Below are 24,849 nucleotides of genomic sequence, written 5' to 3' on the forward strand. Positions count from 1 at the left end.
TTCTCGCGCTGCGGTTCCGAGTCATCCGGTTGTGTGTCCGCCGGGGAGTTCCCGGCCTGTCGCGTCAGTAGGCGGTGATGATGTGTCCGGGGCTCCACATTCCCCCTCGCCGTACCGTGTTGCGCACGATCCGGGCGGGTCTGGCGTCGCGGTCGAGCGGGATGAATCGCTCGATGGAACCCCAGTCGCGATCCCAGTCGTCGTTCAGATAGGCGGGCAGGGTCCGGGCGGTGAACAGCAACTGGGTCCAGCCGAGTGGGCCGCCGCCGTCGTGACCCTGCCACAGATTGGTGATGGTGGCACCGTTGCGGTCGGGCAGGATGCGGTATTCGGGTAGTTGGGAGACACCGGATCGGGTGGGCAGGTGGTTCTGGCAGGGGAAGTTCAGGCCGACGGCCCAGTCGAGCAGGACGGGGGTGCGCGAGCCGACCAGGTCGTTGAGGGTGGTGGTCTGTGGAACGCGCGGCGGGGTGACCGCGAGCCATTGGTCCCGGTTCAGGTCCCGGTCGTCGGCCACCAGACGTACGGCGTCGGCATCACCGGGCAACCGGTCCAACGGTACACGCAGATTGCGCCACATGGGGGCGGGTCCGATATCGATGGGAAGCACCCGTCCCAGGGCCTGCACACTGCCGTCGGGGTTGGTGCGGCCGTATTCGAGTTCGAGGCTTTGGCCGTAGTGCTCGATACCGTCGGAGTCGACGGAGCGGATCCGACCGGCCACGGCGATGGCGATGATCTCGCCGCGGCCGCCGGTGGTGGCGTCGGGGAGCCCGTACCAGCCGGTGGTCAGAGTGGCGGGGGTCTGGTCGCCGTCCCGGTAACTGCCGAGGATGGGGGTGCTCGCGGGGTCGAGCCCGAAGGGCAGGGCGGCGCCGCTGCCATTGACCCCGGTGCCCTGCGAGGTGTCCGATTGGGAGCCCGCCGAGCGGGCGGCGTCGCGAAGTTCGTCGGGGTTGTCGGAGACGGAGTTGGCGCGGCCGGTGGTGGATTCCACCTCGTCGGAGGTCAGCACCGGGGCGACACCGTTCGGATCGAAACCGGTGGACTCGGTTCCGGCCAGGGCGGTGGCGATATCACCGGACAGCGGACGCAGCATGGACGCATTGGGGTCGGTTTCCACGAGTACGTCGTCGGCCAGACCACATCCACCGGAGAACGCCGCGGCCACATTGGATTTCGTCAGCGAATACGCCGGGTACTGGGCGAGGGCCGCCTTGACGAACGACAGCATCAGGAACACCACCATGCCCGCCGACACGACCGCCAGGATCGGTATCCGGGCCAATGGTCGGTGGATGCGTCGGGGACGCGTATCCGGCCGGATATGGAACCAGGCGGCCACGGCCAGCGCGCCCAGCGCCGCGGCCGCCGCCACGGTCGACAGACCCGTCCCCGCCAGGGTGGGGGGCTTGTCCCACCAGGGGATTCCCCATGAGGACACATACCAGTAGCCGTTGGCGCCCACGAAGGTCATGGCCAATGCGAAGAAGACCGCGGCGGCGAACAGCGCGCGGTTGCGCAGCGGCCGCATGACCCGGGGATCGACGGCGACGGCGGTCAGGGCGGCGACACAGGTGCCGAGCCCGGCGAAAACCCCGAACTGATGGGTCCATTTGGTGGGGGAGAACATCATCAGCGCCATGGCGGCGACGGTGATGCCGAGGACGCGTCGCGACGGTCCCACCGCCGTCCCCGGGATGTGCCCGCCGCGACGCAGCATTGTCGCCACGCAGACCACCAGACCCAACAGCATCACGAACATGCCGAACCGTCGGGTGAGCCAGCCGTCGGCATTGAGCTGCAGTAGGTATTGGTAGCGCAGGACTTCGAAGAACCATGGTTCGCCCGGACCTATCCGCCCGTGTACCCGCACCATTTCGAGTACCGCCGCCAGGGTGCGATCGGCGAACACCACGCTCAGGACGACCAGGCTCGCGGCGAGTCCCGGCAACAGCAGGGCGGGGTACCCGACGATCCGCGCGCGCCGCACGAGTATCTCGACCAGTCCCCGCGCCCCCGCCAGCAGCGCGCCGATACAGATCAGACCCGACGGGGCGACGGTCAGAGTGAAGGCGGCGACGATGATCGCCACCGCGGCGGGCAGCAGCCGACGGGTGGCGAGGGCCCGTTCGACCGAGACCCAGGTGAGAACGACACCTGTCGCCACGAACGGTTCGGCCCGCAATCCATTGTTGTACGGCAGCCAGAACGCCAGGAACACCAGAGCGGCGGTCCACACCACCACTTTGTCGCGGTGCGCGGCCCGGCCGAGGCGCGGCAATACCTCGCGGCTGATCACCCACCAGGTGAGCGCGGCGACCAGCAGGCTCGGCAGTCGAACCCACGGGCTCGCCGTCGACACATGCGTCAACCAGGAGATGACATCGGTGTAGGGGGTGTAGAACGGGCCCTCGTCGACACCGAACCACCGGTAGTAGTTCGACATGTATCCGGAATTGCGGGCATCCCGGGCCATGCCGAGGATGTAACCGTCGTCGGAGGTATTGGCCCCGATGAAATGCCACACCACCAGGGTGGTGAACACCACCCAATCGGTAGGCCGCAACCGCCACCAATGCTCGGGCAGGAATCGGCGGGTCCGTCGACCGTCGACACCGTCCAGACGGTGCAATGCCATCAGCGCGATCGCGGTCGCGAGCACACACACCGCGATCACGATGGTTTTCCACAGGGTCGGCGAGGTGGCGAAGCGCGAGTCGACATCGATATCGACGCGCATATCGCCGGGCACGACGGTCAGCTCGCTGAACACACCCACGACCTGCGGACGCAGATCGGCGTCGACCGTATTACCGGCATCCGCCGACCCGTTCACCGATATCACGGTGCGCGCCGCAGACATCTCCACCGCGATCGAGCAGTCCCGCCCGCGAACGTATTCCAATGGGGTCGACCACAGCAGTCTGTTCCGGGAGACGATATCGACCCGCCCCGGGCGGTCGGCGGTATCGGCGACAACCTTCGCCACGAACCCGTACCGTTCCATATCCGGCGATTGCCGCGGCACGGTCGAGACGGCGACACCTCCGCTATCGGTGAGCGAGGCGAACGCCGCACAGGGAATGCGGGCCGACAGCGCGGCGGGTGCGTAGGCGGTCAGCGGCGCCTCGATATTGTCCGTCGTGCCGGCCTCCGGCCAGGTCACCGCCGCGGACTCCACCTCGACCGGCAGGAATGGGAGCACCACCGCGAGCAGCGCGCCCAGCGCACCCGCGATCCATACGACCGGACGGACCCATCCCGGCAGTCCGCTCCGCTGCGTGGGTCGGCGCTCGGGTTCGCCCACGGACGGCCGCACCGCCCGGATCACAGTGTCAGCCACAGGCGGTGATCGTAGTTGACCGATTTCGACGAGGTCGGCCACCACCGGCCGTGCCGGAGCTACCGTAGACGCCTGCGGCCCGACGAGCACGCGGCGACCGGCCGCGCCACCGGTCACGGATCCGGCTTCGTTTCGCGGGCAATACGACCATACGGGCTCGTCGCCACCGATCCGCGGCGATACCGGTCTACTCTCCGGTATGCGGACGAGTAGGTGACATCCCTACAGGAAGGTTTGTCCATGGAGCTGGAAGCCGGGCAGGTCGCGGTCGTCACCGGCGCCGCGAACGGAATCGGGAGGGCACTCGCCACCGCTCTCGCCGGTCGGGGCCTGCGGGTGGTTCTCGCCGATATCGATGCCGAACCACTCGAGCGGCTCGCCGGGGAAATCGGCGAACCCACCCTGGCGATACCGACCGACGTCGCCGACCTCGATCAGGTCCGGCGATTGGCGGATCGGACACTGGAGGTGTTCGGCCGGGTCGACCTCCTCGTCAACAACGCGGGTATCACGACCGGCGGTCCCTGCTGGGAGATCGATCCGGCGCAATGGCGTCGACTGTGGTCGGTCAATGTGGAGGGCGTGGTGAACGGAATCCACGTATTCGTCCCACATCTGATCGCGGCCGGTCGGGGGCATATCGTCAATACCTCCTCGCTGGCCGGGCTCACGACCGGACCGTTCGGCGCCCCGTACTCGTCGAGCAAGCACGCGGTCCTGTCGATCTCGGAGGCCCTGCACGCGGAGTTGGAGCTTCTCGCACCCGAAGTGCATGTCACCGTGGTGTGCCCGGGTCCGGTGGACACCCGGATGATGCGCGACCTGATCGACGGCGTGGCCGACTCCCGCGCGCGAAACGACGCGACCCGCGCGTTACCTCCCGAGCTGGCGGAGAAGCTCGCGCCCCTGGCACAGCATGTCGAGGAGATGGCGAAGGACCTCGTATCCACCGAGCGGGCCGCAGAGATCATCATCGCGGCGATCGAGTCGAACCAGATCTATGTCACCACCCATCCGGAGATGGCCCAGGCCGCCCGTACCCGAACGGAGACCATTCTGGCCTCCTTCGGCACATCCGCCGCCGTCGGCCGGGAACCGTCCCGAAGCGGTTCGACACCGCAGGTCGGGTAGGGGCGGCCCCCATCCGCGACCACCCACGTGTACACCGGAATACGTTGTCAGGTATGGATTCTCGCTCGGAACGAGACGACCGACGACCATCTGCCCCGGTCACCCGGCGGGACCACGAACGCCCGGATGGTGCCCGATAACGACAAACGCCCGGCGGGGGCGGACCCACCGGGCGTTTGTGCGAACCGTGCGCGGAAAACCGCGTATCAGCCCTTGTGCTTCTTGATCTCTTCGGTCAGCTGCGGAGCGACATTGAACAGGTCGCCCACGATGCCGTAGTCGGCGATCTCGAAGATCGGCGCTTCCTCGTCCTTGTTGACGGCGACGATGGTCTTCGAGGTCTGCATACCTGCGCGGTGCTGGATGGCACCGGAGATACCGAGCGCGATGTACAGCTGCGGCGAGACCGTCTTACCGGTCTGACCGACCTGGAACTGGCCCGGGTAGTAGCCGGAGTCGACGGCGGCGCGGGAGGCGCCGACGGCGGCGCCGAGCGAGTCGGCCAGCGCTTCGACCACCGCGAAGTTGTCGGCGGAGCCGACGCCGCGACCACCGGAGACGACGATGCTCGCCTCGGTGAGTTCCGGACGGTCACCGCCCACCACGGGCTCGCGGGAGACGATCTTCACGACGCCCTCTTCCTGCGCCGGAACCTCGACGGTCACCTTCTCGCCGGCACCGGCCTGGGCATTGACCTCGATCGAGCCCGGACGCACCGAGATGATCGGGACGTCGCCGTTGGCCTTGGCGTCGACGGTGTAGGCGCCACCGAAGATGGAGTGCACCGCGGAGCCGTCGGGGTTCACGGCGATGACGTCGGAGAGCAGGCCGGAGCCGATGCGGGCGGCCAGGCGACCCGACACCTCCTTGCCCTCGGCGGACGCGGCGACCAGCACGGCGGCGGGCGAGGCCGATTCCACCAGGCCGGCGAGCACGTCGACCTTCGGGGTCACCAGGTAGTTCTCGGCGTCGTCGGATTCGGCGACATAGATCTTCTCGGCGCCGGCGGCGGCGAGGGCGTCGGCGAGTTTGTCGGTGGTGCCGGGGGCGGCGACCACCACGGCCGACGGTTCGCCGAGGGTCCGGGCGGCGCTGAGCAGTTCGGTGCTGACCTTCTTGAGCGCACCCTCGGCGTGCTCGATGAGCACAAGTACTTCTGCCATTGTCTTAATCTCCTGAAGTTTCTCGACCGGTAGGGGCGCGGGTCAGATGATCTTCTGGGCGACCAGGTACTGGGCGATCTTGGTGCCACCGTCGCCCTCGTCGGCGATCTTCTCGCCCGCGGTGCGCGGCGGCTTCGGGGTGGAGGCGGTGACGGTGCTGCCCGCGTTCTCCACACCGACGGTCGACGGGTCGATACCCAGGTCGGCCAGGGTGAAGGTCTGCACTTCCTTCTTCTTGGCGGCCATGATGCCCTTGAAGGAGGGGAAGCGCGGCTCGTTGATCTTCTCGGTGACGCTCACGATGGCCGGAAGGGTGGCCTCCAGCTTGAACACGCCTTCGTCGGTTTCCCGCTCACCGGTGATCTTGTCACCGTCGACGGTGAGCTTGCGCAGGTGGGTGAGCTGCGGAATTCCGAGGTATTCGGCGATGATGGCGGGCACGGAGCCCATGCGACCATCGGTGGCCTCGTTACCGGCGATCACCAACTCGACGCCCTCGACCTGGCCCAGCGCACCGGCCAGCACCCATGCGGTCTGCACCGCGTCGGAGCCGTGGATGGCCGGGTCGTTGATGTGGATGGCCTTGTCGGCACCCATGGACAGCGCCTTGCGGATGGCCTCGGTGGCACGGTCGGGACCGGCACACAGCACGGTCACCTCACCGCCCTGGGCCTCCTTGAGCAGCAGAGCTTCCTCGACGGCGCGCTCGTTGATCTCGTCGAGCACCGCATCGGCGGCCTCGCGGTCGAGGGTGTAGTCACCGTCGGTCAGCTTGCGCTCGGACCAGGTGTCGGGAACCTGCTTGATGAGTACGACGATGTTCGGCATCGGTCTTCGTCGACCTCCTGTTCTGGTTACCTGATGGCGGTCGCACGATCCGGGCGGCCGTACGTCCTTGTGGGTAGGTCAGGGCGAGACATTACCCTACGTTAAGTTACCCGTGGGTAACTTACTTGTCGAGTGTAGCGGAGGGCGCGCCGGCGACCCCTCCGACCGCCCGCCCGGCGATGTCTACCAGTAACGTCAGTGGGATGAGCGAGGCCGTGCTTCCCGCCACACCCACCGATATCGACACCCCCACCGACAGCGCCGCTGTCGAACCGCTTCCGCTGACCGGTGAACGCACCGTCCCCGGGATAGCCGAGGAGAACTACTGGTTCCGCCGGCACGAGGTCGTGTACGCCCGACTGCTGGATCGTTGCGTCGGCAAGGTGGTCCTGGAAGCCGGGTCGGGCGAGGGCTATGGCGCGGACATGATCGCGTCGGTCGCCGAGCGGGTCGTGGGCCTGGACTACGACCGCACCGCGGCCGCGCATGTGCGCGCGCGATATCCGCGCGTGGCGATGCTGCGCGGCAATCTGGCCGATCTGCCGCTCGCCGCCGACACCGTCGACGTGGTGGTGAACTTCCAAGTGATCGAACACCTCTGGGATCAGGCGCGTTTTCTGCGCGAATGTCTGCGGGTCCTGCGGCCCGGCGGCGAACTGCTGATCAGCACACCCAACCGGATCACGTTCTCCCCTGGCCGGGATACCCCGCTCAACCCCTTCCACACTCGTGAACTCCACGCCGGCGAACTCACCGAACTGCTGGTGGAGGCCGGATTCCGCGTCGAGTCGATGAGCGGTGTGCACCACGGACCGAGTCTGCGGGCCCTGGACGCCAAGCACGGTGGTTCGTTCATCGACGCCCAGATCGAACGCGCCCTGGCCGGACAACCCTGGCCCGCCGAACTGACCGCCGACGTCGCCGCGGTCGGTATCGACGACTTCGACCTGACCACGCACGACATCGATGCCAGCCTGGATCTGGTGGCCATCGCGGTGAAACCTTGAGCAACGCACAAACATCCGACGCGGTACCCGGCCAGTTCACCCTGGTCCTGCACTCCCATCTGCCCTGGCTGGCCCACCACGGCCGCTGGCCGGTCGGCGAGGAATGGCTCTACCAGTCCTGGGCCGCCTCCTACCTTCCCGTGGTCGACGCACTGAGAACCCTTGCCGCCGAGGGACGCTCGCATCTGCTCACTCTCGGCATCACCCCGGTGCTGGCGGCGCAGCTCGACGACCCGCACTGTCTGGCCGGTATGCACCACTGGCTGGGCAATTGGCAACTACGCGCCGACGAGGCGGCCATGGCGGGCAATATCGCGCTCGGGCGGCACGAACACCGCCTGGCCACCGCCGCACTCACGGAGTTCGAGCAGCGCTGGCGACACGGGGCCGCCCCGGTGTGGCGGGAACTCCTCGACGCCGACACCATCGAACTGCTCGGCGGCCCATTGGCGCACCCGTTCCAGCCATTGCTCGACGAACGGTTACGCCGGTTCCAGCTGGTCGAGGGACTCGCCGATGCCCAACTGCGCTGGGGTCACACCCCCACCGGAATCTGGGCCCCGGAATGTGGTTTCACCCCTGGCATGGAGACCGGATACGCCGCCGCGGGTGTGACACATTTCATGGTCGACGGCCCGGCGCTGCGCGGCGACACCACCCTGGGCCGACCGGTATGGGATTCGTCGGTTCTGGCGTTCGGTCGGGACCTCCAGGTCAGCTACCGGGTGTGGTCGCCGAAGTCGGGATATCCAGGACATGGCGCCTACCGTGATTTTCATCACTACGACCACGCCACGGGTCTGAAACCGTCCCGGGTCACCGGTAAGACCGTCGCCGGGCCGGACAAGGCGCCCTACGACCCGGAACTCGCCGCCGCCGCCGTGAAACGCGATGTGGCGGATTTCGTGCGGACCGTGCGGGAACGGTTGATCGACGAAAGCGAACGCATCGGACGGCCCGCCCTGGTGGTCGCCGCCTTCGACACCGAGCTGTTCGGCCACTGGTGGCACGAGGGGCCGCAATGGCTGGCCCAGGTATTGCGCGCCCTGCCGGAGGCCGGGATCACCGTCGGCACCCTGGCCGACGCCCGGGACCGCGGTTTCGTCGGCGAACCGGTGGAACTCGCCGATTCCTCCTGGGGATCCGGTAAGGACTGGCGGGTATGGGCCGGGGATCAGGTACGTGACCTGGTGGAACTCAATGCCGATATCGTCGGGCTCACCCTGGACACCATCGGTAAACTCCGCGGCGACGCCGCGCCCGGCCGCGACTCGGTGGCCGACCAACTGCTGCGAGAGGCGATCCTCACCGTATCCAGCGACTGGGCTTTCATGGTGAGCAAGGACTCCGCCGCCGGTTACGCGCGCGAACGGGCGCACCAGCACGCGCACGCGGTTCGAGAGATCGCCGCGGCCGTGGAATCCGGCCGGCTCGCCAAAGCCCGCCGATTGGCGGCAGGATGGGCCGTGGCCGACGGCCTGTTTCCGGCCCTGGACGCGCGGCGCCTGCGCGTCACCCCGGCAGAAGGACAACGATGAAGATCTTGATGGTGTCGTGGGAGTACCCACCGGTCGTGGTCGGTGGGCTGGGCCGGCACGTCCATCACCTGGCCACCGAACTCGCCGCAGCCGGACACGAGGTGGTCGTACTGTCCCGGCGTCCCACCGGCACCGATGCCACCACGCATCCCACGGCCTCCCATATCGCCGATGGTGTGCTGGTGGTGGCGGTCGCCGAGGATCCACCGGTCTTCGATTTCGGCGAGGACATGCTCGCCTGGACCCTCGCTATGGGCCATGCCATGGTGCGCGCCGGAATCGCGTTGAACAAACCCGGTATCGGCGACGGCTGGAGCCCCGATGTGGTGCACGCGCACGACTGGCTGGTCGCGCATCCGGCGATCGCCCTGGCCGAGTACTACGACGTGCCCTTGGTATCCACCATTCACGCCACCGAGGCCGGTCGGCACAGCGGCTGGGTGGCCGGACGGGTGAACCGGCAGGTGCACTCGGTGGAATGGTGGCTGGCCAACGAATCGGACGCACTCATCACCTGTTCGGCGTCCATGCAGGACGAGGTGGAACGGCTCTATCGCCCCGAAGGCGTGCCGCTGACGGTGATCCGCAACGGGATAGACGTGGGGGCGTGGACGTTCCGTCCGCGGCTGCCCCGCAGTGGGCCGCCGAAGTTGCTGTATGTGGGCCGCCTCGAATACGAGAAGGGTGTGCAGGATGCCATCGCCGCGCTACCGCGCATCCGGCGCTCGCATCCGGGTACCACCTTGACCGTGGCCGGGGTCGGCACCCAGTTCGAATGGTTGCGGGAACGCGCGCGTACCCACCGGGTGGCCCGAGCGGTGCATTTCGCCGGACAGCTGGGCCATGAGGAGCTGCTCGGCTGGTTGCACGGCGCGGACGCCATTGTGTTGCCGAGTCGCTACGAACCGTTCGGGATCGTGGCGCTGGAGGCCGCGGCCGCCGGCACCCCCCTGGTGACCTCCACCGCGGGTGGACTCGGCGAAGCGGTGATCGATGGCGTGACGGGGGCCTCGTTCGAACCCGCCGATATCGACGGTCTGGTCGAGGCGGTGCGGACCGTCCTCGACGATCCGGTCGGCGCGCAGCAACGTGCCTACGCCGCGCGAGAACGGCTCACCGCGGACTTCTCCTGGGATGTGGTGGCCACCGAAACCGTTCAGGTGTACACGTCCGCGAAACGCCGGGTGCGCACCCCGCTGGGGCGGCCGGAGATCGTACAGCGCCCACTTCCGGAACGGGACCCGGGCCGACCGCTGTAGTGACCGCCGCCCACGCGGCGCACGGGCGATCGCCGGCTCAGCGCGCGGGTTGGAAGGCGAAGATCTCCCCCATCCGGGTCGCCACCACGACCTCGCCTTCCTCACCGACCGCCGTTCCGGTGGTGGTGCCCTGCCCGCCCGGCAACCGATCGGAGTCGATGGTGGTGCCGGTTTCCGTGTCGAAGGTGACCAGGTGCAATCCGTCGCCGAGTGCCACGGTGACATAACCGGTGCCGCCCGCCGTCTGCACCGGCATACCGCGAAGCGCCAGATCCTTGCGCGTCCACACCGGCTCGGCCCGATCACCGAGGTCGCGCAGGGCCATCAGATAGCCCTCGTCGCCGGCCGGGATGATCAGCCCCTCATCGGAGACGGAGATACCGCGACGCGGCTCCCAGTCGAGCGGAGTGGCCCATTTGGTGCGCCCGTCGGCGGTGTCGACGGCGAGCAGCCGTTTGCTGTTGTCACCGACGTAGAGGGTGCCGCCGTCGGCCGACAGGGCCGGCGCGGTGGCACTGCCGCCGTCGAGGATCTCCACCTGCCACTCCCGCTCGATCCTGCCGTCCGCATAACGCAACGCGACCAGCGCGGCCTGGGAACGGCCCGGCTCCCGGACGGTCACGTAGATGCGGCCGGTATCGGTGTCGACGGCCGCATTGGTGGCCACCGGGCACTCGGGGCCGCCGGTCGCGCAATCCTCGAGCCCTTCCCCTGGGGGCGGCCAGTCCAGACCGGGGTCGGTCAGAAAATCGGGTTGTCCCAGCAGCTGCATGGTGGGGACCACGCGTTTGCCGGTCTGCCGGTCGAGCACATCGACCTGGCCGGTTTGGGTGATGCTGAGCAGATGGCTGTCACCGGTGAACTGCAAGGTCACCGGCACCCCCGCCACCGGGACACGCCAGCGGGGCTGGCCGAGATAGTTCATCGAGCCCACTCCGCTGTCGTCGCCGACATAGACGTTGGCCATCCCGTCCAGCAGGGTGGGCGAGTAGACGGCATTGGGACCCAGCGGGTTGCAGAACCGTTTGCGACCGGTCGCCATCTGGAAGGTGAAGATATTGCAGTCGGCGTCGGTGCGGGTGGTGAGGAACATCTGTCCGTCGTGGGCGAGGGTGAGCGGTTGCAGCACCGGCCCACCCACCGGACGCGACCAGTTCGCACTCAACGCCCGCGCACCGGTAACCGGGCTGGTCGCGCTGTTGCGACCGTCGTGTCCGGCCGCGGGCCACCCGAGGCCGGGGCCCACACCGATATCGTCGATGTAGGTGCCGCAGCCGGTGAGCGTGGCCGTTCCCGTCACCACCAGCGCCGCCGCATACACCAGGGCCCGTCCCGCCCCTGGCACGGCTCGTACGCCGCCGCCGATTCGCACCTGCCGTCTCCCTCTATCGTGGTCTGCACCCCGGGCCCGCGCCGTCCGAGGTTAACGGAAGGGTATCGGCCCGGCGGCCGGCCCGCGAAAGTAGGCTGTTGCGCGGTACCGACGATCGGCGATGACAGGAGAACAGGTCGTGACGAGCATGTGGGGCGCACCGTTGCGTTCACGCTGGCGGGGTTCGCGGCGACGCGACCCGCGACAGGCCCGTTTCCTCACCTTGGCCTCGTTGCGCTGGGTGCTCGCCAACCGGGCCTATACCCCCTGGTACCTGGTGCGTTACTACCGGCTGTTCAAATTCCGCCTGGCCAACCCGCATATCATCCTGCGGGGCATGGTGTTCCTCGGACGTCGGGTGGAAATCCACGCCACGCCCGAGCTGGGTCGACTGGAGATCGGCCGATGGGTGCATATCGGCGACGGGAACGCCATCCGCTGCCACGAGGGTTCGCTGCGCATCGGCGACAAGGTGGTGTTCGGTAAGGACAATGTGGTCAACACCTACCTGGATATCGAGATCGGCGAGTCCACCCTGATCGCCGACTGGTGCTATATCTGCGACTTCGACCACCGGATGGACGATATCCACACGCCGATCAAGGATCAGGGGATCGTCAAGAGCCCGGTGCGGATCGGTCCCGACACCTGGGTCGCCGCCAAGGTCACCGTATTGCGGGAGACCCGGGTGGGCCGCGGCTGCGTCCTCGGCGCCCACGCGGTGGTCAAGGGTGATATTCCCGATTACAGCATCGCCGTCGGCGCCCCGGCCCGGGTGGTGAAGAACCGTAAGGAGGCCTGGGAGGCCGGGGCCGAGGCGCGAGCCGCCTATATCGCCGCGCTGGAGGACATCGAGCGGAAGAAGAACGGGCTGACGCAGCAGGCGTGAGCCCATCGGACCGACAACACGGGTGAGCGGGGGCGGGCGGGTTCGCCCCCTCCCGCAATCATGAACCCGGAGAAAACTTTTCGTGAAAACAAATTGTCGTCCGCGTTGATGAATATCGCTGCGGATATCTCGGACGCACCTCCATGGCAAGCCCTCGACAACTCCGGTCCGCCTCATATGCCCTGAAAGATCTTGGCAGAGCGCATTACTCGTCGAGAATTCGTCTCGCGGGCGTTCACCACTCGAATGTGGACGGACGAATTTCCGCGCCTCTGCCCGACGGCACGCCCCCATACGCCAGGAATAGCTCCCGCACAGGTCTATAGACTTGTTGTGATGACCGAATTACTCACGGGGACTACGGAATCCGCTTGGCCCGTGGTTACGCGCATGTTGCTTCGAGCCGACGACTCGATGACGAAATTATTGGAAGCGCTCCTCGGGGAGCCGCTATTTCTCGATGCGCTCGACCAACGTCGTACCACCGCTGCCGAGTTGTCGGGTGCGACGAGGTCGGCCCTGCGATGTCGGACCGCCGATCGGGTGATCCTGCGTCGGTCCCTCCTCACCACCGACAACGGCCGGATCGTCTCCGAGCACTCCGTGGCGATAATGGCGGAGCACGAACTCGCTGCCGTCCTCACCGACGAGCGCACCCCCATCGGACACAGTCTGTCCGCCGCCGGCCGGTATGTGGTGCGCACGATTCTCACCACCGGGGTCACCACATGGACGGCATCCGGGCAGCGCACCGGCACCCGATGCGCCTACCGGGAATGCGTGCTCGAGGACCATGCCGGCGTGCCGGTGGCGTATATGCACGAAAAAGTGGCCCCCGCTGTCGCTCCGCTGGAAAAACGGGCGTGGCGATATGGGCGAGGCGATATCGATCGGGGTTCCCCGAGAACCGGTGCGAGCCTGCGATAGGGCTCCACCGACGCGCCCACGTGAGAACCACGCCCGCTACGCTTCCGCGTCGCGGTGCGCGGTGCAGAGGAAAACGGTCGCGGCACGTCCTATACGGGTGACGACCAGGGTGTAGGGGCGGGAACCGCTCGGTTTCAGTCGCTGTCGCAGCCGATCGGGGTCGATGTCCACACCGCGGACCAGGATTTCCAGTGGGCCGCAGTCGCGACGGCGGAGCTCGGATCGAAGCGCCTTCTCTCGGAGGTCGAGGCGGTCCAGGACGCGGAACCCGCGGACACCGGCGGGGAGCCGGTCACCGGTGAGGTAGGCGATCCGCGGATCCAGCTGCCACAGACCGTGCCGGGCCGCGTAATGGCGCACCAGACCGGCGCGCACCACGGCGCCGTCCGGATCGACGATCCACTCCCCCGGCGCGCGTTCGGGAATATCGTCGGGATCGGCGTCGGTGAGCGTGGTCGCGGTGCCCGCTGTGGTGAGCACGGTCGCGCGACGGGTGATCCCCGGTTCGGTGAGACCGGGCGACCAGAGGCAGGCCTCGCGAACCGAACCGTCCAACGACACGATCTCCACTTCTCCCGCCCAATCCAGGCGGTCGAAATCCAGTCCGGGCGCGCATTTCACGGCCAGTTCGCGACCGAAGTAGGCGTCGAGCAGGTCCGGGAGCGGTGGTTGCAGTTTCGCCGGATCATAGGTCCGTCTGCCGTCCGCGCGACGGGCCGGATCGGCGATGACGACGGTGCCGGTACTACAGGGGCGCAGTGCGTCGCCCCGCACCAACACGACCTGCGACGTCACCGATGTCGCGTCGGTCGGCTCGTCGCGGTGTGCCAGGTTGTGGCGGGCCATCCGGAGCCGGACGGTATCCAGATCGCTGCCGACGACAGCCGGACACACCCGCGCCAGTTCGGCGAGTTCCGCGCCGATGGAGCAGGTCACATCGTGCACGGCCCGTCCCGCCAACCGGGTGGCCCGATGTCGGGCCACCATGGTGGGGGTGGCCTGTTGTAGTGCGTCGTCGGTGAACAGCCACTGCCGCGCGCCGATCAGTTTGGCCGCCGCGCGGCGTCGCAACCGCACCGTTTCGATCAGCGCCGCCGACCACGGCCCGTACTCCCGCCGAACCCGCTGCACATCACGCAACCGGGTGGCCGAGGACAACTCCAACCGGTCGACCTCATCCAGCGCGGCGACACCGGCCGCGCTGGTGAGATATTCGATATCCGCCGGATCGAAGTCGTAGCCCACTTATTCGGCGGCGAGCGGTTTCACCCCGGTGATCATGGCGTTGTAGAAGAACCGACGCGGCACCACCCGCCGCATGATCTTCTCGTCGACCCAGCTCAATCCCAGCCACGCCCGGTACATGGCCATCCGGTAGCCCCAGGTGAGCTTCTCCTCCGGAACGGCGGCCTCGAAGGTACGCACCGGCCAACCCCACAGGGCGGCGGCGAACTCCTCGGTGTGCGCGGCGACATCCACGGCACCCGCCGAACGGGCCATGTCTTCGAGCTCGGACGGTTCGAAGGTGTGCAGGTCGACCACGGCCTCCAGCGCGGCGGCCCGGGAGGATTCGTCCAGCTCGGCCTGGGGGCGCCGCCAATCCCGCAGGAACGGGAGCTTGGTGATGGTGGTGGTGGCCTTCCAGGTGATGTTGCCCAGATTGCGAGCGTAGAGATTGCCGATGGTGGTCGGCTCGCCGGCGAAGACGAAACGGCCACCGGGTTTGAGAACGCGCAGGCATTCCCGCAACGCCAGTTCCACATCGGGGATGTGGTGCAGTACGGCATGGCCCACGACCAGGTCGAAGGTGTTGTCGTCGTAGGGGATGGTCTCGGCGTCGGCCACCCGGCCGTCGACGTCGAGGCCGAGGTTCTCGGCATTACGGAGTGCGACCTTCACCATGCCGGGCGACAGGTCGGTGACCGAGCCGCGCTCGGCAACGCCGGACTGCATCAGATTCAGCAGGAAGAAACCGGTACCGCAGCCGAGTTCCAGCGCCCGCTCGTACGGCAGCTGCACCGAACCGACGGCGGCGTCGAAACGGCCGCGGGCATAGTCGATACAGCGCTGGTCGTAGGAGATGGACCACTTGTCGTCATAGGTCTCGGCTTCCCAGTCGTGATAGAGGACCTGGGCGAGCTTGGTGTCCTCGAAAGCTGCTTCGACCTGCTCCGCGGTAGCGCGTGGGTTCGGTGCGGGGTCGTCTGGGCGTACCGTCATGGTGGCACAGCCTAATGGACCGGGCCGGACGGCGAACCGCCGCCGGCCGTGCGCACCGTTCGACGGCGGCCGACCGCCGTCAGCGACCGACGAATGTCGCGGAGCCGGGGCCGTCGTGGACGTAGGAGCGGGTCCCGATCCACCGATCCTCGGTCTCGAAGAGCTGCGCCCATTCGGTGCGGGCCCGATCGTGGCCGTGGGCGCCGGCTTCGAATACGGCCTTCGCGGCGGCGAGAGCGCGGGCCGGACCTGTGGTGAACCGACGGGCCCAGGCGAGAGCGGCCGTATAGACGTCGTCGGGGGCGACGACCCGGTCGACCAGGCCGATATCGTGCGCCTCGTCGGGGGAGACGAACCGACCGGTGTAGACGAGATCCCTGGCGACCCCGGGCCCGACGAGAGCGGTCAACCGGCGGATACCGGCGAGCGGGATGAGCCCGGCGTGGATCTGCGGAAGACCCAGCTTCACATTGTCGCCGGCGATGCGGTGGTCGGCACCGAGCGCCAGCTCCAGGCCGGCTCCGAGGGCGTAACCACTGATGGCGACGACAGTGGGCTGCGGAACCCGCGCCAGGCAGCCCAAGGCGTGCTGTAGATCCGCCGCCATGGTGGCGGCCCGCTCGGCGTCCAGTTCGGCGAGTTCGGCGAGATCGTCGCCGGCGCAGAACACCCGTTCGTCGCCGTAGACCACCAGGGCCGCGATCTGCGGATCGGCGGCCACCTCGGCGGCGGCCGCGGCCACCTCGCGCACCGCTTGGGCGTTCAGCAGGTTCATCGGTGGGCGGTTGATCCGCAGCACCGCCACCCGGCGCGGGTGCTCGCCGTCGAGCTGGTCCAGGGTCACGAATTCGGCCATGGCCCCAGACGCTACCGGGTGTCCTCCGACCGGTTCGCACCCGCGGAACCGCCGAGCAGCGAGGGGTCGGTATTCCGCACCCCCGTGGAGCCGACCGGTCGCGACGAACCGGGCAGATCGGCGAAGTACCGTTCGTTGTTCGGGAAGCGCAGCAGTTTCCGACCATCCACCTCGCCGAACTCCGGTTGTATGGGTGCGATGGCGGGTTCGGCGGCGAGGATCTGCGCGGTGGAGTCATAGCGACTCAAGGCGTCGAGCTGCGACCATGTGGGCGGCAGCAGCACATGTTCACCGGCCCGCCAGGTGTGCAGCGCGGTGGCCGGGGTGCACCACTGCACATGATCGGTTTCCGATGTCGCGCCATCGGCACGCTGCCCCTCGGGAAGCACCGCGACGAAGAAATGGGTGTCGTAGCGGCGGGGTTCGACCGTGGGGGTGATCCAGCGCGCCCAGGGCCGCAGCAGATCGGCCCGCAGCACCAGCCGCTCCTCGGCCAGGAACCGCGCCAAGGTGAGCTCCCGGCGCTCCACCTGCTCCCGCGCCGCCCGGTAACCGGTGGTGTCGGCCACAACCGTATCGGCGGTGGGCCCGGCCAACAGCACCCCGCATTCTTCGAACGTCTCCCGTACGGCCGCGCAGACCAGCGCCTTGGCCCGCGGCTCGGCGACCCCGTACCGCTGCGCCCACCACCGGGGCGGCGGCCCGGCCCATTCGATATCCGTCTCCGCGTCGGAGGGGTCCACCCGCCCACCGGGAAACGCCGTCATTCCCGCCGCGAAGGCCATGGCCCCGGCCCGCCGCTGCAAGAACACCTCCGGACCGTCGGCACCATCCCGGACCAACATGACCGTCGAGGCGTCCTTGGCCTCCGGCACCTCCGAGGAATCCGGCACTGTCGTCTCACTCACCCCCAGCACATTAACCGCCGCGTCCCCCGGTATCCGGCCCACCCGCTACGAACGTCCCTGAGCACCGGCCGAGCACTCGCCCCCGGGCCGTCCACGGCGAGAGCGTACGAGAACGGCGCGCAGGAGAACGAGCCGCATGCTCACCAAACCGGGAAGGGCCGAGACCCCGCACCGTCGAAGCCGACAACGCCCGGGTCAGGCACGGCTGCGGTGGCGGCCCAGCCGACGCGCGCGCCGGGCGAAATAACGGCCCTCCACGCGATCCAGGGCGATGGACTGCCGGAATGCCTCGCTGAGGTTCTCGGCGGTCAGCACATCGCCGAGCAGTCCCTGGGCGACGACCTCGCCCTCGTTCAGCAGCAGACAGTGGGTGAAGCCGGGCGGGATCTCCTCGACATGGTGGGTGACCAGGACGATGGCGGGGGCGTCGGGGTCGGCGGCCAGATCGCCGAGGCGTTCCACCAGTTCCTCGCGGCCACCCAGATCGACACCGGCGGCCGGTTCGTCCAACAGCAGCAGTTCCGGATCGGTCATGAGGGCACGGGCGATGAGGACGCGTTTGCGCTCGCCCTCGGACAGGGTGCCGTAGGTGCGATCCAGGAGGTGCTCGGCGCCGAGGCTTTCGAGCATATCGATGGCGCGGTCGGTGTCGATGTCCTCATAGCGTTCCCGCCAGCGACCCAGGACCGCGTAACCGGCGGAAACCACCAGGTCGAGGACTCGTTCATCGGCCGGCACCCGAGCGGCCAGCGCCGCCGAGGACAGGCCGATCCGCGGACGTAGCTCACTGATGTCCACCTTGCCCAGGGTTTCGCCGAGCAGGTGGGCGGTCCCGGAGGTGGGGTGGGTCTCCGCGGCGGCCACCCGGAGCAGCGAGGTCTTGCCCGCGCCGTTGGGACCGAGAACAACCCAGCGTTCGTCGAGTTCGACCCGCCAGGTCACCGGGCCCACCAAGGTGTGCCCGGAACGGCGGACGGTGACGTCGGTGAAGTCGATGAGCAGATCGGGATCGGGGTGTGGCACGCGCTCCATCTTGGCTCGAGGCGAACGAATATGCGCCATCGGGCCACCCCGTGGTCAGGAAACCGAACCGGCGGGCGTGGCGATCACCGTCATGGATCCGGGGGCGACTTCGGTGAAACCGGCATCCCGCACCGCCACGGCGACACCGTCGGCGACCATCCGACTCAACCGATCCCAGTGTTCGGGATCGGCTTCGCGGACGGCGCAGCGCAATCCCCGCCGCGCCCACTGTCTCGCCTCTTCCAGGGACAACGCCCCGGCGAGCAGCATGGTGGCGTGACCGACCTGCGCGGCGGCCTTGCCGAGGGTCATCCCGAGAGCCGAATTCACCCACAGCACCGGCACATCGGGCGGGGGCGGTCCGGGATCGTCGTGTTCCAGGTCGGTCCCACCGATCTGCAGTCGACGAATACGCTGGTCGACCTCGCCCACCGGCCCGGGCACGAATGCCCGCGCCTGCGCCCCATCGATCTCGACGGTGACCCCCGCCACCTCGTTCGCGGCGCGCCACTGCGCTCCCCGCGCCCGCCGCGCCACCTTCCGGATACGGGACCGTTTCCAGGCCAGATACCGCTGCTCCCATTCGCCGCCGGGCCCCACCCGCGGATCCAGACACAAGGCCACCGCCGAGGTCCCCGCCGCGGCCAGCAGCGCACTGCGCGGCGGCGGGTCGACCTTGGGCAGATGCAGCACCATCTGCATGGCCTGGACCAGAGTGGGATCATCGGGATCCGCCCCGCCCCCGTAACCGCCCGCCAACTCGGCGTGCCGCACGGAGAAATCACCGTCCTCCGCGACCGACCCCATCCCCGGCACCGATTCGTCGACCCGAAGACACCCGTCGGACACCTGCTCCACCGAGTCGTATTCTCGACAACTCACCACACCGTCCGGGTTGATCGATTCCACCCACTCTCCCACACCGAAGATCGACTTCGGCCAGCTTACCCACCCCACGCCGCCGCAGGCGGCGCCGTCCGACACAGCAGGCGGCGCCGTCCGACACAGCAGGGGACGTCGACTACAACGGCACGCGGCGGAGGAGGCCGTCTTCGGCGTCGGCGGCTTCCACCTCGTCGCGGGTGACGCCGAGAATGAACAGCACCGCGTCCAGATACGGCTGGGACAGCGCAGTGTCGGCGACCTCTCGGAGGGCGGGTTTGGCGTTGAACGCGACACCGAGACCGGCCGCGTTCAGCATGTCGATATCGTTGGCGCCGTCTCCGACGGCGATGGTTTGTTCCATCGGAACCCCGGCTTCGGCCGCGAACCGACGCAACGCCGTGGCCTTGGCGGCCCGGTCGACGATATCGCCGACCACTTTTCCGGTGAGTCGCCCGTCGACGATTTCCAGAGTGTTGGCCTGGACGAAGTCGAGTTCCAGTTCGCGGGCGAGCGGTTCGATGACCTGCCGGAAACCACCGGAGACCACGCCGCAGCGGAATCCCAGTCGGCGCAGGGTGCGGATGGTGGTGCGCGCGCCCGGGGTGAGTTCGATACGCGCGGCGACCTCTTCGATCACCGATTCGTCCAGACCTTCCAGGGTTGCCACCCGTTGGCGCAGGGATTCGGCGAAGTCGATTTCCCCGCGCATGGCCGCCTCGGTGACGTGCCGCACCTGCTCTTCCACTCCGGCGTGCGCGGCCAGCATCTCGATCACTTCCCCCTGGATCAGGGTGGAGTCGACATCGAAGACGATCAGCCGTTTGGCCCGCCGCGCCAGACCGGCCCGTTCCACCGCGATATCGACCCGTTCGGCGACCGCGACATCGGCCAGTGCCGTGCGCAACTGTTCGTCGGCCGTGGAGTCGGGCACGGTGACCAACAGTTCCATCCCCGTCACCGGATAGTCGGCGATTCCGCGGATGGAGTCGATATTGGCCCCGAGTGTGGCCAACTGCCGGGAGACGGTGCTGAAGGCGTGCGCGGTCACCGGGGAGCCCAGGACCACGACGGCATGGGTGGAGACGGGAGCGCGAGTGGGGTCGGCGTCGATGTCCACGTCCACGGTCATACCGACGGTGTTCATCGCTTCTTCGAGCTCGTCCTGCAGCGCCTCCGGATCGCCGGGGCGGGTGATGAGCACCCCCAGGGTCAACCGTCCCCGGATCACTACCTGTTCGACGTCGAGCAGGCTCACCTGATGCCGCGACATGGTCGCCAACAGCACGGATGTCACACCGGGCCGGTCGGGTCCGGTCACGGTGACGAGAACGGTGGTCTCGGCCAAATCAGTGCGCTCCTGTATTCGATGGCGCCGCTTTCGGCGGCGCGAGGTGGCGGCCCTGACGGGCTTCGGGTGTCGACGCCCGGATCACATCGTTGTCGAGGTATGCGCTCGGGGCGCCGATGTGCGGGGCGGGCCGCGACTTCGGGTGGTGTGGGTTCGGGACCTGCCCTCTCGGCGTGTTTTCGCCGACGCGACAGGGACCTCGATCAGGCCGGGGGCCGGGGTGGGGTTCGACCGGCGGGGGCGGGCCGGGTGGGGAGGAGAGGGGCGTTATCGGTGTCTCTACACGAGTGTGCACCCGTCGTTGGGGTGACGGGTGCACACTCATGCCGAGCCGATGGGTTGCGTCAGCTCTTGACCAGAGCTTCCTCGGTGTGGGCGTCGTGCTTGGCCGAGCCCCAGCCGACGTGGGCCTCCTTGCGCATGCGCTCGATCATGTGCGGGTAGTGCAGTTCGAACGCGGGACGCTCGGAACGGATCCGCGGCAGTTCGTAGAAGTTGTGCCGCGGCGGCGGGCAGGTGGTGGCCCATTCCAGCGAGTTGCCGTAACCCCACGGGTCGTCCACGGTGACGACCTCGCCGTAACGGTAGCTCTTGAAGACGTTCCACAGGAACGGCAGCATCGACGCGCCCAGGATGAAGGCACCGATGGTGGAGATGGTGTTCAGGCCGGTGAAACCGTCGCTGGGCAGGTAGTCGGCGTAGCGGCGCGGCATACCCTCGGCACCCAGCCAGTGCTGCACCAGGAAGGTGGTGTGGAAGCCGACGAACGTGGCCCAGAAGTGCCATTTCGCCAGGCGCTCGTCCAGCATGCGGCCGGTCATCTTGGGGAACCAGAAGTAGATGCCCGCGTAGGTGGCGAACACGATGGTGCCGAAGAGCACGTAGTGGAAATGCGCGACCACGAAGTACGAGTCGGTGACGTGGAAGTCCAGCGGTGGGCTGGCCAGGATGACACCGGACAGACCACCGAACAGGAAGGTGACCAAAAAGCCGATGGAGAACAACATCGGCGACTCGAACGTCAGCTGTCCCTTCCACATGGTGCCGATCCAGTTGAAGAACTTCACACCGGTCGGGACCGCGATGAGGAAGGTCATGAACGAGAAGTACGGCAGCAGCACGGCGCCGGTGGCGTACATGTGGTGCGCCCACACCGCAATGGACAGGGCCGCGATGCCCAGGGTGGCGTAGACCAGGGTGGTGTAGCCGAAGATCGGCTTACGACTGAAGACCGGGAAGATCTCCGACACGATACCGAAGAACGGCAGCGCGATGATGTACACCTCGGGGTGGCCGAAGAACCAGAACAGGTGCTGGTAGAGCAGGATGCCGCCGGTGCCCGGGTCGTAGATGTGGCCACCCAGGTGCCGGTCGTAGGCCAGGGCCATGAGGGCGGCGGTGAGCAGCGGGAAGGCCAGCAGCACGAGCACGCTGGTGACGGCGATGTTCCAGGTGAAGATGGGCATCCGGAACATGGTCATACCGGGGGCGCGCAGGCACACCACGGTGGTCAGCATGTTCACACCGCCGAGGATGGTGCCCAGACCGGAGACGGCCAGACCCATGATCCACAGGTCGGTGCCCACACCCGGCGAGTGCAGGATATCGGTGAGCGGCACGTATGCCGTCCAACCGAAGTCCGCGGCGCCACCCGGGGTGACGAACCCGGCGGTCGCCATGGTGGCGCCGAACGCGTACAGCCAGTAGCTGAAAGCGTTCAGGCGCGGGAAGGCGACGTCGGGGGCGCCGATCTGCAGCGGCAGGATGATATTGGCGAAACCGAACACGATCGCCGTCGCGTAGAACAGCAGCATGATCGTGCCGTGCATGGTGAACAGCTGGTTGAACTGTTCCGGGGAGAGGAACTGAAGTCCGGGACGGGCCAGCTCACCACGCATCATCAGAGCCATCAGGCCGCCGATGAGGAAGAACGCCATCGAGGTCGTCAGGTACATGACACCGAGGACCTTGGGGTCCGTGGTGGTGACCATCTTGTAGATGAACGACCCCTTGGGACCGGTCCGCGCCGGGAATGGGCGAGCCGCCTCCACTCGAGGGACTGGCTTCTGGGGCTCTACGGCAGTCACTGATCCTCCTGAAGGTGCCTCGGGTCGCTCCGCAGGCTCCACTGTCAGCGGTCCTCCCGCGTGCGGGAGGACGCAAGGGTTCGCTTGCGCTCTCCGAATCGTAGACCGTGCCGTAGAGCCGGATGGATCGGGTCCTACTCTGTGTCGTATACGACGGCCCCGAGCGGCCGGCCGGGGCGGGTGGATCAGGCTCGATCGGGCCGGATCCGGCATCGATGGGTTCCTCGGCGTGAACCGGTGTCTCGCCCCGGTGGGCGGTATGGGGCCGGATGGTCCGGGTCGATCCGAGCGGGTCCGGTTTCGGTGGCGGCGAGAAGAGTTGAACCGCTCGGGGCATGTACCCTCACCGGCATGCCGGTGAGCGCTGTACGCACCCGAATTCGCACTGTTGTCCCGGGCAGGTCGCTCGGGCGGGCCGGTCGTCTGGTCGGCCGGTCCGTGATCGCAGCCTTCTGCGTGGCGCTGGGTGTTTCCGGTTGCGCCGGCACCCCGGACGACTCCGCGTCGATCGTTCGCACCACCACCAAGATCGCGGGTGCCGGAGTGGTCGGGCTGGAGCGGGATACGTCCCGCGCGTGCGCATTGCCCACCCCGGCCGATCCGGCGGACGGTCCCACCCGCACCGTCACCCACAGCGCGGGTGTTTCCGAGGTGCCCGCCGACCCGCAGCGCATCGTGGTGTTGGGGACCTCGGCGCTGGACGCCACCTGCGCCGTGGGTCTGTGGGAGCGGGTGGTCGGCGCCACCACGGTGCCGGGCCCGACCCATCAACCGTCCTATCTGGGTTACGGCGTGCTGGAGATCCCGGGGGTGGGCACGGCCGAGGCCCCCGACCCGGCACGCATCGCGCAGCTGAAACCGGATCTTATCCTCGGGAAGACCCCCACCGACAGCGCCGGATACGACGCGCTGCGCGCCATCGCACCCACCGTTCTGGTCGGCGCACACGAGTCGTGGCGCGACGAGTTCACCGCGCTGGCGACCGCTCTGGGACGCGCCGGCGCCGCCGAGGCCGCGCTCGACGCCTACGACACCGAGGCCCGGGATATCGGCGACACCCTGCACTCCCGATTCACCCAGGCCTCGATGGTTCGGTTCACGGCCGACGGCGGTGAGGTCGTGGGCTCGGAAACCTTTGCCGCGAGTGTGCTCGCCGATGTCGGTGCCCACCGCCCGACCGCGCAGCGGGGACGTTCGTTCCCCCTCGACGAGGACGACCCCGTGCAGGCCGAGGGCGATGTCATCTATGTCATGTTCGCGGACGAGGAGGGGATCGAGCACGGTAGGTCCGTGATGGAATCCGACCCCTGGCGCGAACTCGGCGCGGTGAGCGACCAGCGGGTCTTCGTGGTGGACGACGCGCTCTGGCACACCACGGGTCCGACCGCGGCCCGGGCGCTACTCGGCGATATCGCCGAAACACTCAACGCCTACGGCGACTGACCCTGTCAACCACCCCTCGGGGTGTTGTTCGCCCACCTGTGGGTGAGGGCAGACCAGCGCTGTGGGGGCTGTTGTCGGCCCTTCGGTGGCGGGATTCTCGGAGATGCACCCACCCGGCATCCGAGATCCGAGGACATTCACCATGCACATTCGGTCCGCATCGTTGCCCGCCGACCTCCCCGACGTGACAACGCCCCGTCCGTTTCCCGAGGTCGATTCGAATACGGTGGTGGCGTCGAGCGCCGGCTGTGACCTCACCTATTCCGAATGGGACCGCTGGTCCAATCGCCTCGCCCGCGTCCTACTGCGGTTCTGGGGTGAATCGGGCGGCCGCGTGGCGATCGCCATCGACTCGCCGATCGAACGGGTCGTGGCCGTACGCGCTGTCATCAAGATCGGCGGCACCCCGGTGTATCCCGATTCCGCGGAAACGTTCGCTTCGGACACCCGACTGGGTATCACCACCACGCAACGGCGTGCGGAGCTACCCGAGACGATCGACTGGCTGGTGCTCGACGACAACACCATTCTCCGCCACTACCTCGCCGGATCCGACGCCCCACTTCCCGCGACCGGTCATTCGGTGGCCCACGGAGCTGCCTGATCATCGAAAACCACC

20 protein-coding genes are annotated in these 24,849 nt (G+C 67.9%); 8 read left to right on the forward strand and 12 right to left on the reverse strand.

Going from position 1 to position 24,849, the window contains the following annotated elements:
• Window positions 1-64: 64 nt before the first annotated feature.
• On the reverse strand, window positions 65-3,346 hold the full coding sequence (locus ON32_RS14875; RefSeq protein ID WP_083874530.1) for an arabinosyltransferase domain-containing protein: 3,282 nt from the start codon (window positions 3,344-3,346) through the stop codon (window positions 65-67).
• 240 nt (window positions 3,347-3,586) lie between these two features.
• Between ON32_RS14875 and ON32_RS14885 the strand changes: the two genes are divergently transcribed.
• The gene (locus ON32_RS14885; protein WP_157224199.1) at window positions 3,587-4,477 is read left to right on the forward strand and encodes an SDR family oxidoreductase; all 891 of its coding nucleotides are present in this window, start codon (window positions 3,587-3,589) and stop codon (window positions 4,475-4,477) included.
• A gap of 206 nt (window positions 4,478-4,683) precedes the next feature.
• Here the strand turns inward: ON32_RS14885 and ON32_RS14890 are convergent, their stop codons facing one another.
• Both ON32_RS14890 and ON32_RS14895 read right to left on the reverse strand, forming a co-directional pair.
• On the reverse strand, window positions 4,684-5,640 hold the full coding sequence (locus ON32_RS14890; RefSeq protein WP_040791503.1) for an electron transfer flavoprotein subunit alpha/FixB family protein: 957 nt from the start codon (window positions 5,638-5,640) through the stop codon (window positions 4,684-4,686).
• 42 nt (window positions 5,641-5,682) lie between these two features.
• Window positions 5,683-6,468, reverse strand: a complete 786-nt coding sequence (locus tag ON32_RS14895) for an electron transfer flavoprotein subunit beta/FixA family protein (RefSeq protein WP_040791504.1) — start codon at window positions 6,466-6,468, stop codon at window positions 5,683-5,685.
• A gap of 179 nt (window positions 6,469-6,647) precedes the next feature.
• Between ON32_RS14895 and ON32_RS14900 the strand changes: the two genes are divergently transcribed.
• From ON32_RS14900 to ON32_RS14910, 3 genes are read left to right on the forward strand one after another with little or no spacing between them, the layout of a single operon-like run.
• Window positions 6,648-7,475, forward strand: a complete 828-nt coding sequence (locus ON32_RS14900; protein ID WP_373284305.1) for a class I SAM-dependent methyltransferase — start codon at window positions 6,648-6,650, stop codon at window positions 7,473-7,475.
• Complete coding sequence (locus ON32_RS14905; protein WP_040791506.1) at window positions 7,472-9,013, forward strand: 1,4-alpha-glucan branching protein domain-containing protein; 1,542 nt, start codon at window positions 7,472-7,474, stop codon at window positions 9,011-9,013. The genes ON32_RS14900 and ON32_RS14905 overlap by 4 nt, the downstream gene beginning before the upstream one ends.
• Window positions 9,010-10,272 (forward strand): glycosyltransferase family 4 protein, encoded by a 1,263-nt coding sequence (locus tag ON32_RS14910; protein WP_040791507.1) that lies wholly within the window; start codon window positions 9,010-9,012, stop codon window positions 10,270-10,272. Before ON32_RS14905 ends, ON32_RS14910 begins: the two co-directional genes overlap by 4 nt.
• Window positions 10,273-10,309: 37 nt before the next feature.
• On the opposite strand, the gene ON32_RS14915 is transcribed toward ON32_RS14910, so the two are convergent.
• Window positions 10,310-11,644: an outer membrane protein assembly factor BamB family protein gene (locus tag ON32_RS14915; protein WP_245551060.1), complete on the reverse strand. Its 1,335-nt coding sequence runs from the start codon at window positions 11,642-11,644 to the stop codon at window positions 10,310-10,312.
• A gap of 139 nt (window positions 11,645-11,783) precedes the next feature.
• Between ON32_RS14915 and ON32_RS14920 the strand changes: the two genes are divergently transcribed.
• Window positions 11,784-12,533: an acyltransferase gene (locus tag ON32_RS14920; protein ID WP_040791607.1), complete on the forward strand. Its 750-nt coding sequence runs from the start codon at window positions 11,784-11,786 to the stop codon at window positions 12,531-12,533.
• 390 nt (window positions 12,534-12,923) lie between these two features.
• Window positions 12,924-13,460 carry a hypothetical protein gene (locus ON32_RS14925; RefSeq protein WP_040791508.1) on the forward strand — a complete coding sequence of 179 codons (537 nt, stop codon included), beginning with the start codon at window positions 12,924-12,926 and terminating at the stop codon, window positions 13,458-13,460.
• 36 nt (window positions 13,461-13,496) lie between these two features.
• On the opposite strand, the gene ON32_RS14930 is transcribed toward ON32_RS14925, so the two are convergent.
• The 8 genes from ON32_RS14930 to ctaD all read right to left on the reverse strand — a co-directional run bounded on the left by ON32_RS14930 (window position 13,497) and on the right by ctaD (window position 22,787).
• The gene (locus tag ON32_RS14930; RefSeq protein ID WP_040791509.1) at window positions 13,497-14,705 is read right to left on the reverse strand and encodes a THUMP-like domain-containing protein; all 1,209 of its coding nucleotides are present in this window, start codon (window positions 14,703-14,705) and stop codon (window positions 13,497-13,499) included.
• Entirely contained in the window at window positions 14,706-15,680 is a 975-nt protein-coding gene (locus ON32_RS14935) for a class I SAM-dependent methyltransferase (protein ID WP_040791510.1), read from the reverse strand.
• 79 nt (window positions 15,681-15,759) lie between these two features.
• Entirely contained in the window at window positions 15,760-16,536 is a 777-nt protein-coding gene (locus ON32_RS14940; protein WP_040791511.1) for an enoyl-CoA hydratase-related protein, read from the reverse strand.
• An 11-nt stretch (window positions 16,537-16,547) separates the two neighbouring features.
• On the reverse strand, window positions 16,548-17,381 hold the full coding sequence (locus tag ON32_RS14945; RefSeq protein WP_169331626.1) for an NUDIX hydrolase: 834 nt from the start codon (window positions 17,379-17,381) through the stop codon (window positions 16,548-16,550).
• Between the two features lie 258 nt (window positions 17,382-17,639).
• A complete protein-coding gene (locus tag ON32_RS14950) occupies window positions 17,640-18,476 on the reverse strand; it encodes an ABC transporter ATP-binding protein (RefSeq protein WP_040791609.1) in 837 nt (278 codons plus the stop codon).
• Window positions 18,477-18,521: 45 nt separating this feature from the next.
• Window positions 18,522-19,274: an aminoacyl-tRNA hydrolase gene (locus ON32_RS14955; protein ID WP_051133295.1), complete on the reverse strand. Its 753-nt coding sequence runs from the start codon at window positions 19,272-19,274 to the stop codon at window positions 18,522-18,524.
• 214 nt (window positions 19,275-19,488) lie between these two features.
• Window positions 19,489-20,697 carry a phosphoserine phosphatase SerB gene (gene serB, locus ON32_RS14960; RefSeq protein WP_040791512.1) on the reverse strand — a complete coding sequence of 403 codons (1,209 nt, stop codon included), beginning with the start codon at window positions 20,695-20,697 and terminating at the stop codon, window positions 19,489-19,491.
• Between the two features lie 347 nt (window positions 20,698-21,044).
• Window positions 21,045-22,787 (reverse strand): aa3-type cytochrome oxidase subunit I, encoded by a 1,743-nt coding sequence (ctaD, locus tag ON32_RS14965; RefSeq protein ID WP_051133265.1) that lies wholly within the window; start codon window positions 22,785-22,787, stop codon window positions 21,045-21,047.
• Between the two features lie 351 nt (window positions 22,788-23,138).
• Between ctaD and ON32_RS14970 the strand changes: the two genes are divergently transcribed.
• Window positions 23,139-24,230: a helical backbone metal receptor gene (locus ON32_RS14970; RefSeq protein ID WP_083874531.1), complete on the forward strand. Its 1,092-nt coding sequence runs from the start codon at window positions 23,139-23,141 to the stop codon at window positions 24,228-24,230.
• A 142-nt stretch (window positions 24,231-24,372) separates the two neighbouring features.
• Window positions 24,373-24,834: an AMP-binding protein gene (locus tag ON32_RS14975; RefSeq protein ID WP_051133296.1), complete on the forward strand. Its 462-nt coding sequence runs from the start codon at window positions 24,373-24,375 to the stop codon at window positions 24,832-24,834.
• Window positions 24,835-24,849: the final 15 nt, after the last annotated feature.

This window comes from Nocardia paucivorans NBRC 100373 (assembly GCF_000308675.1).
GTDB lineage: Bacteria > Actinomycetota > Actinomycetes > Mycobacteriales > Mycobacteriaceae > Nocardia > Nocardia paucivorans.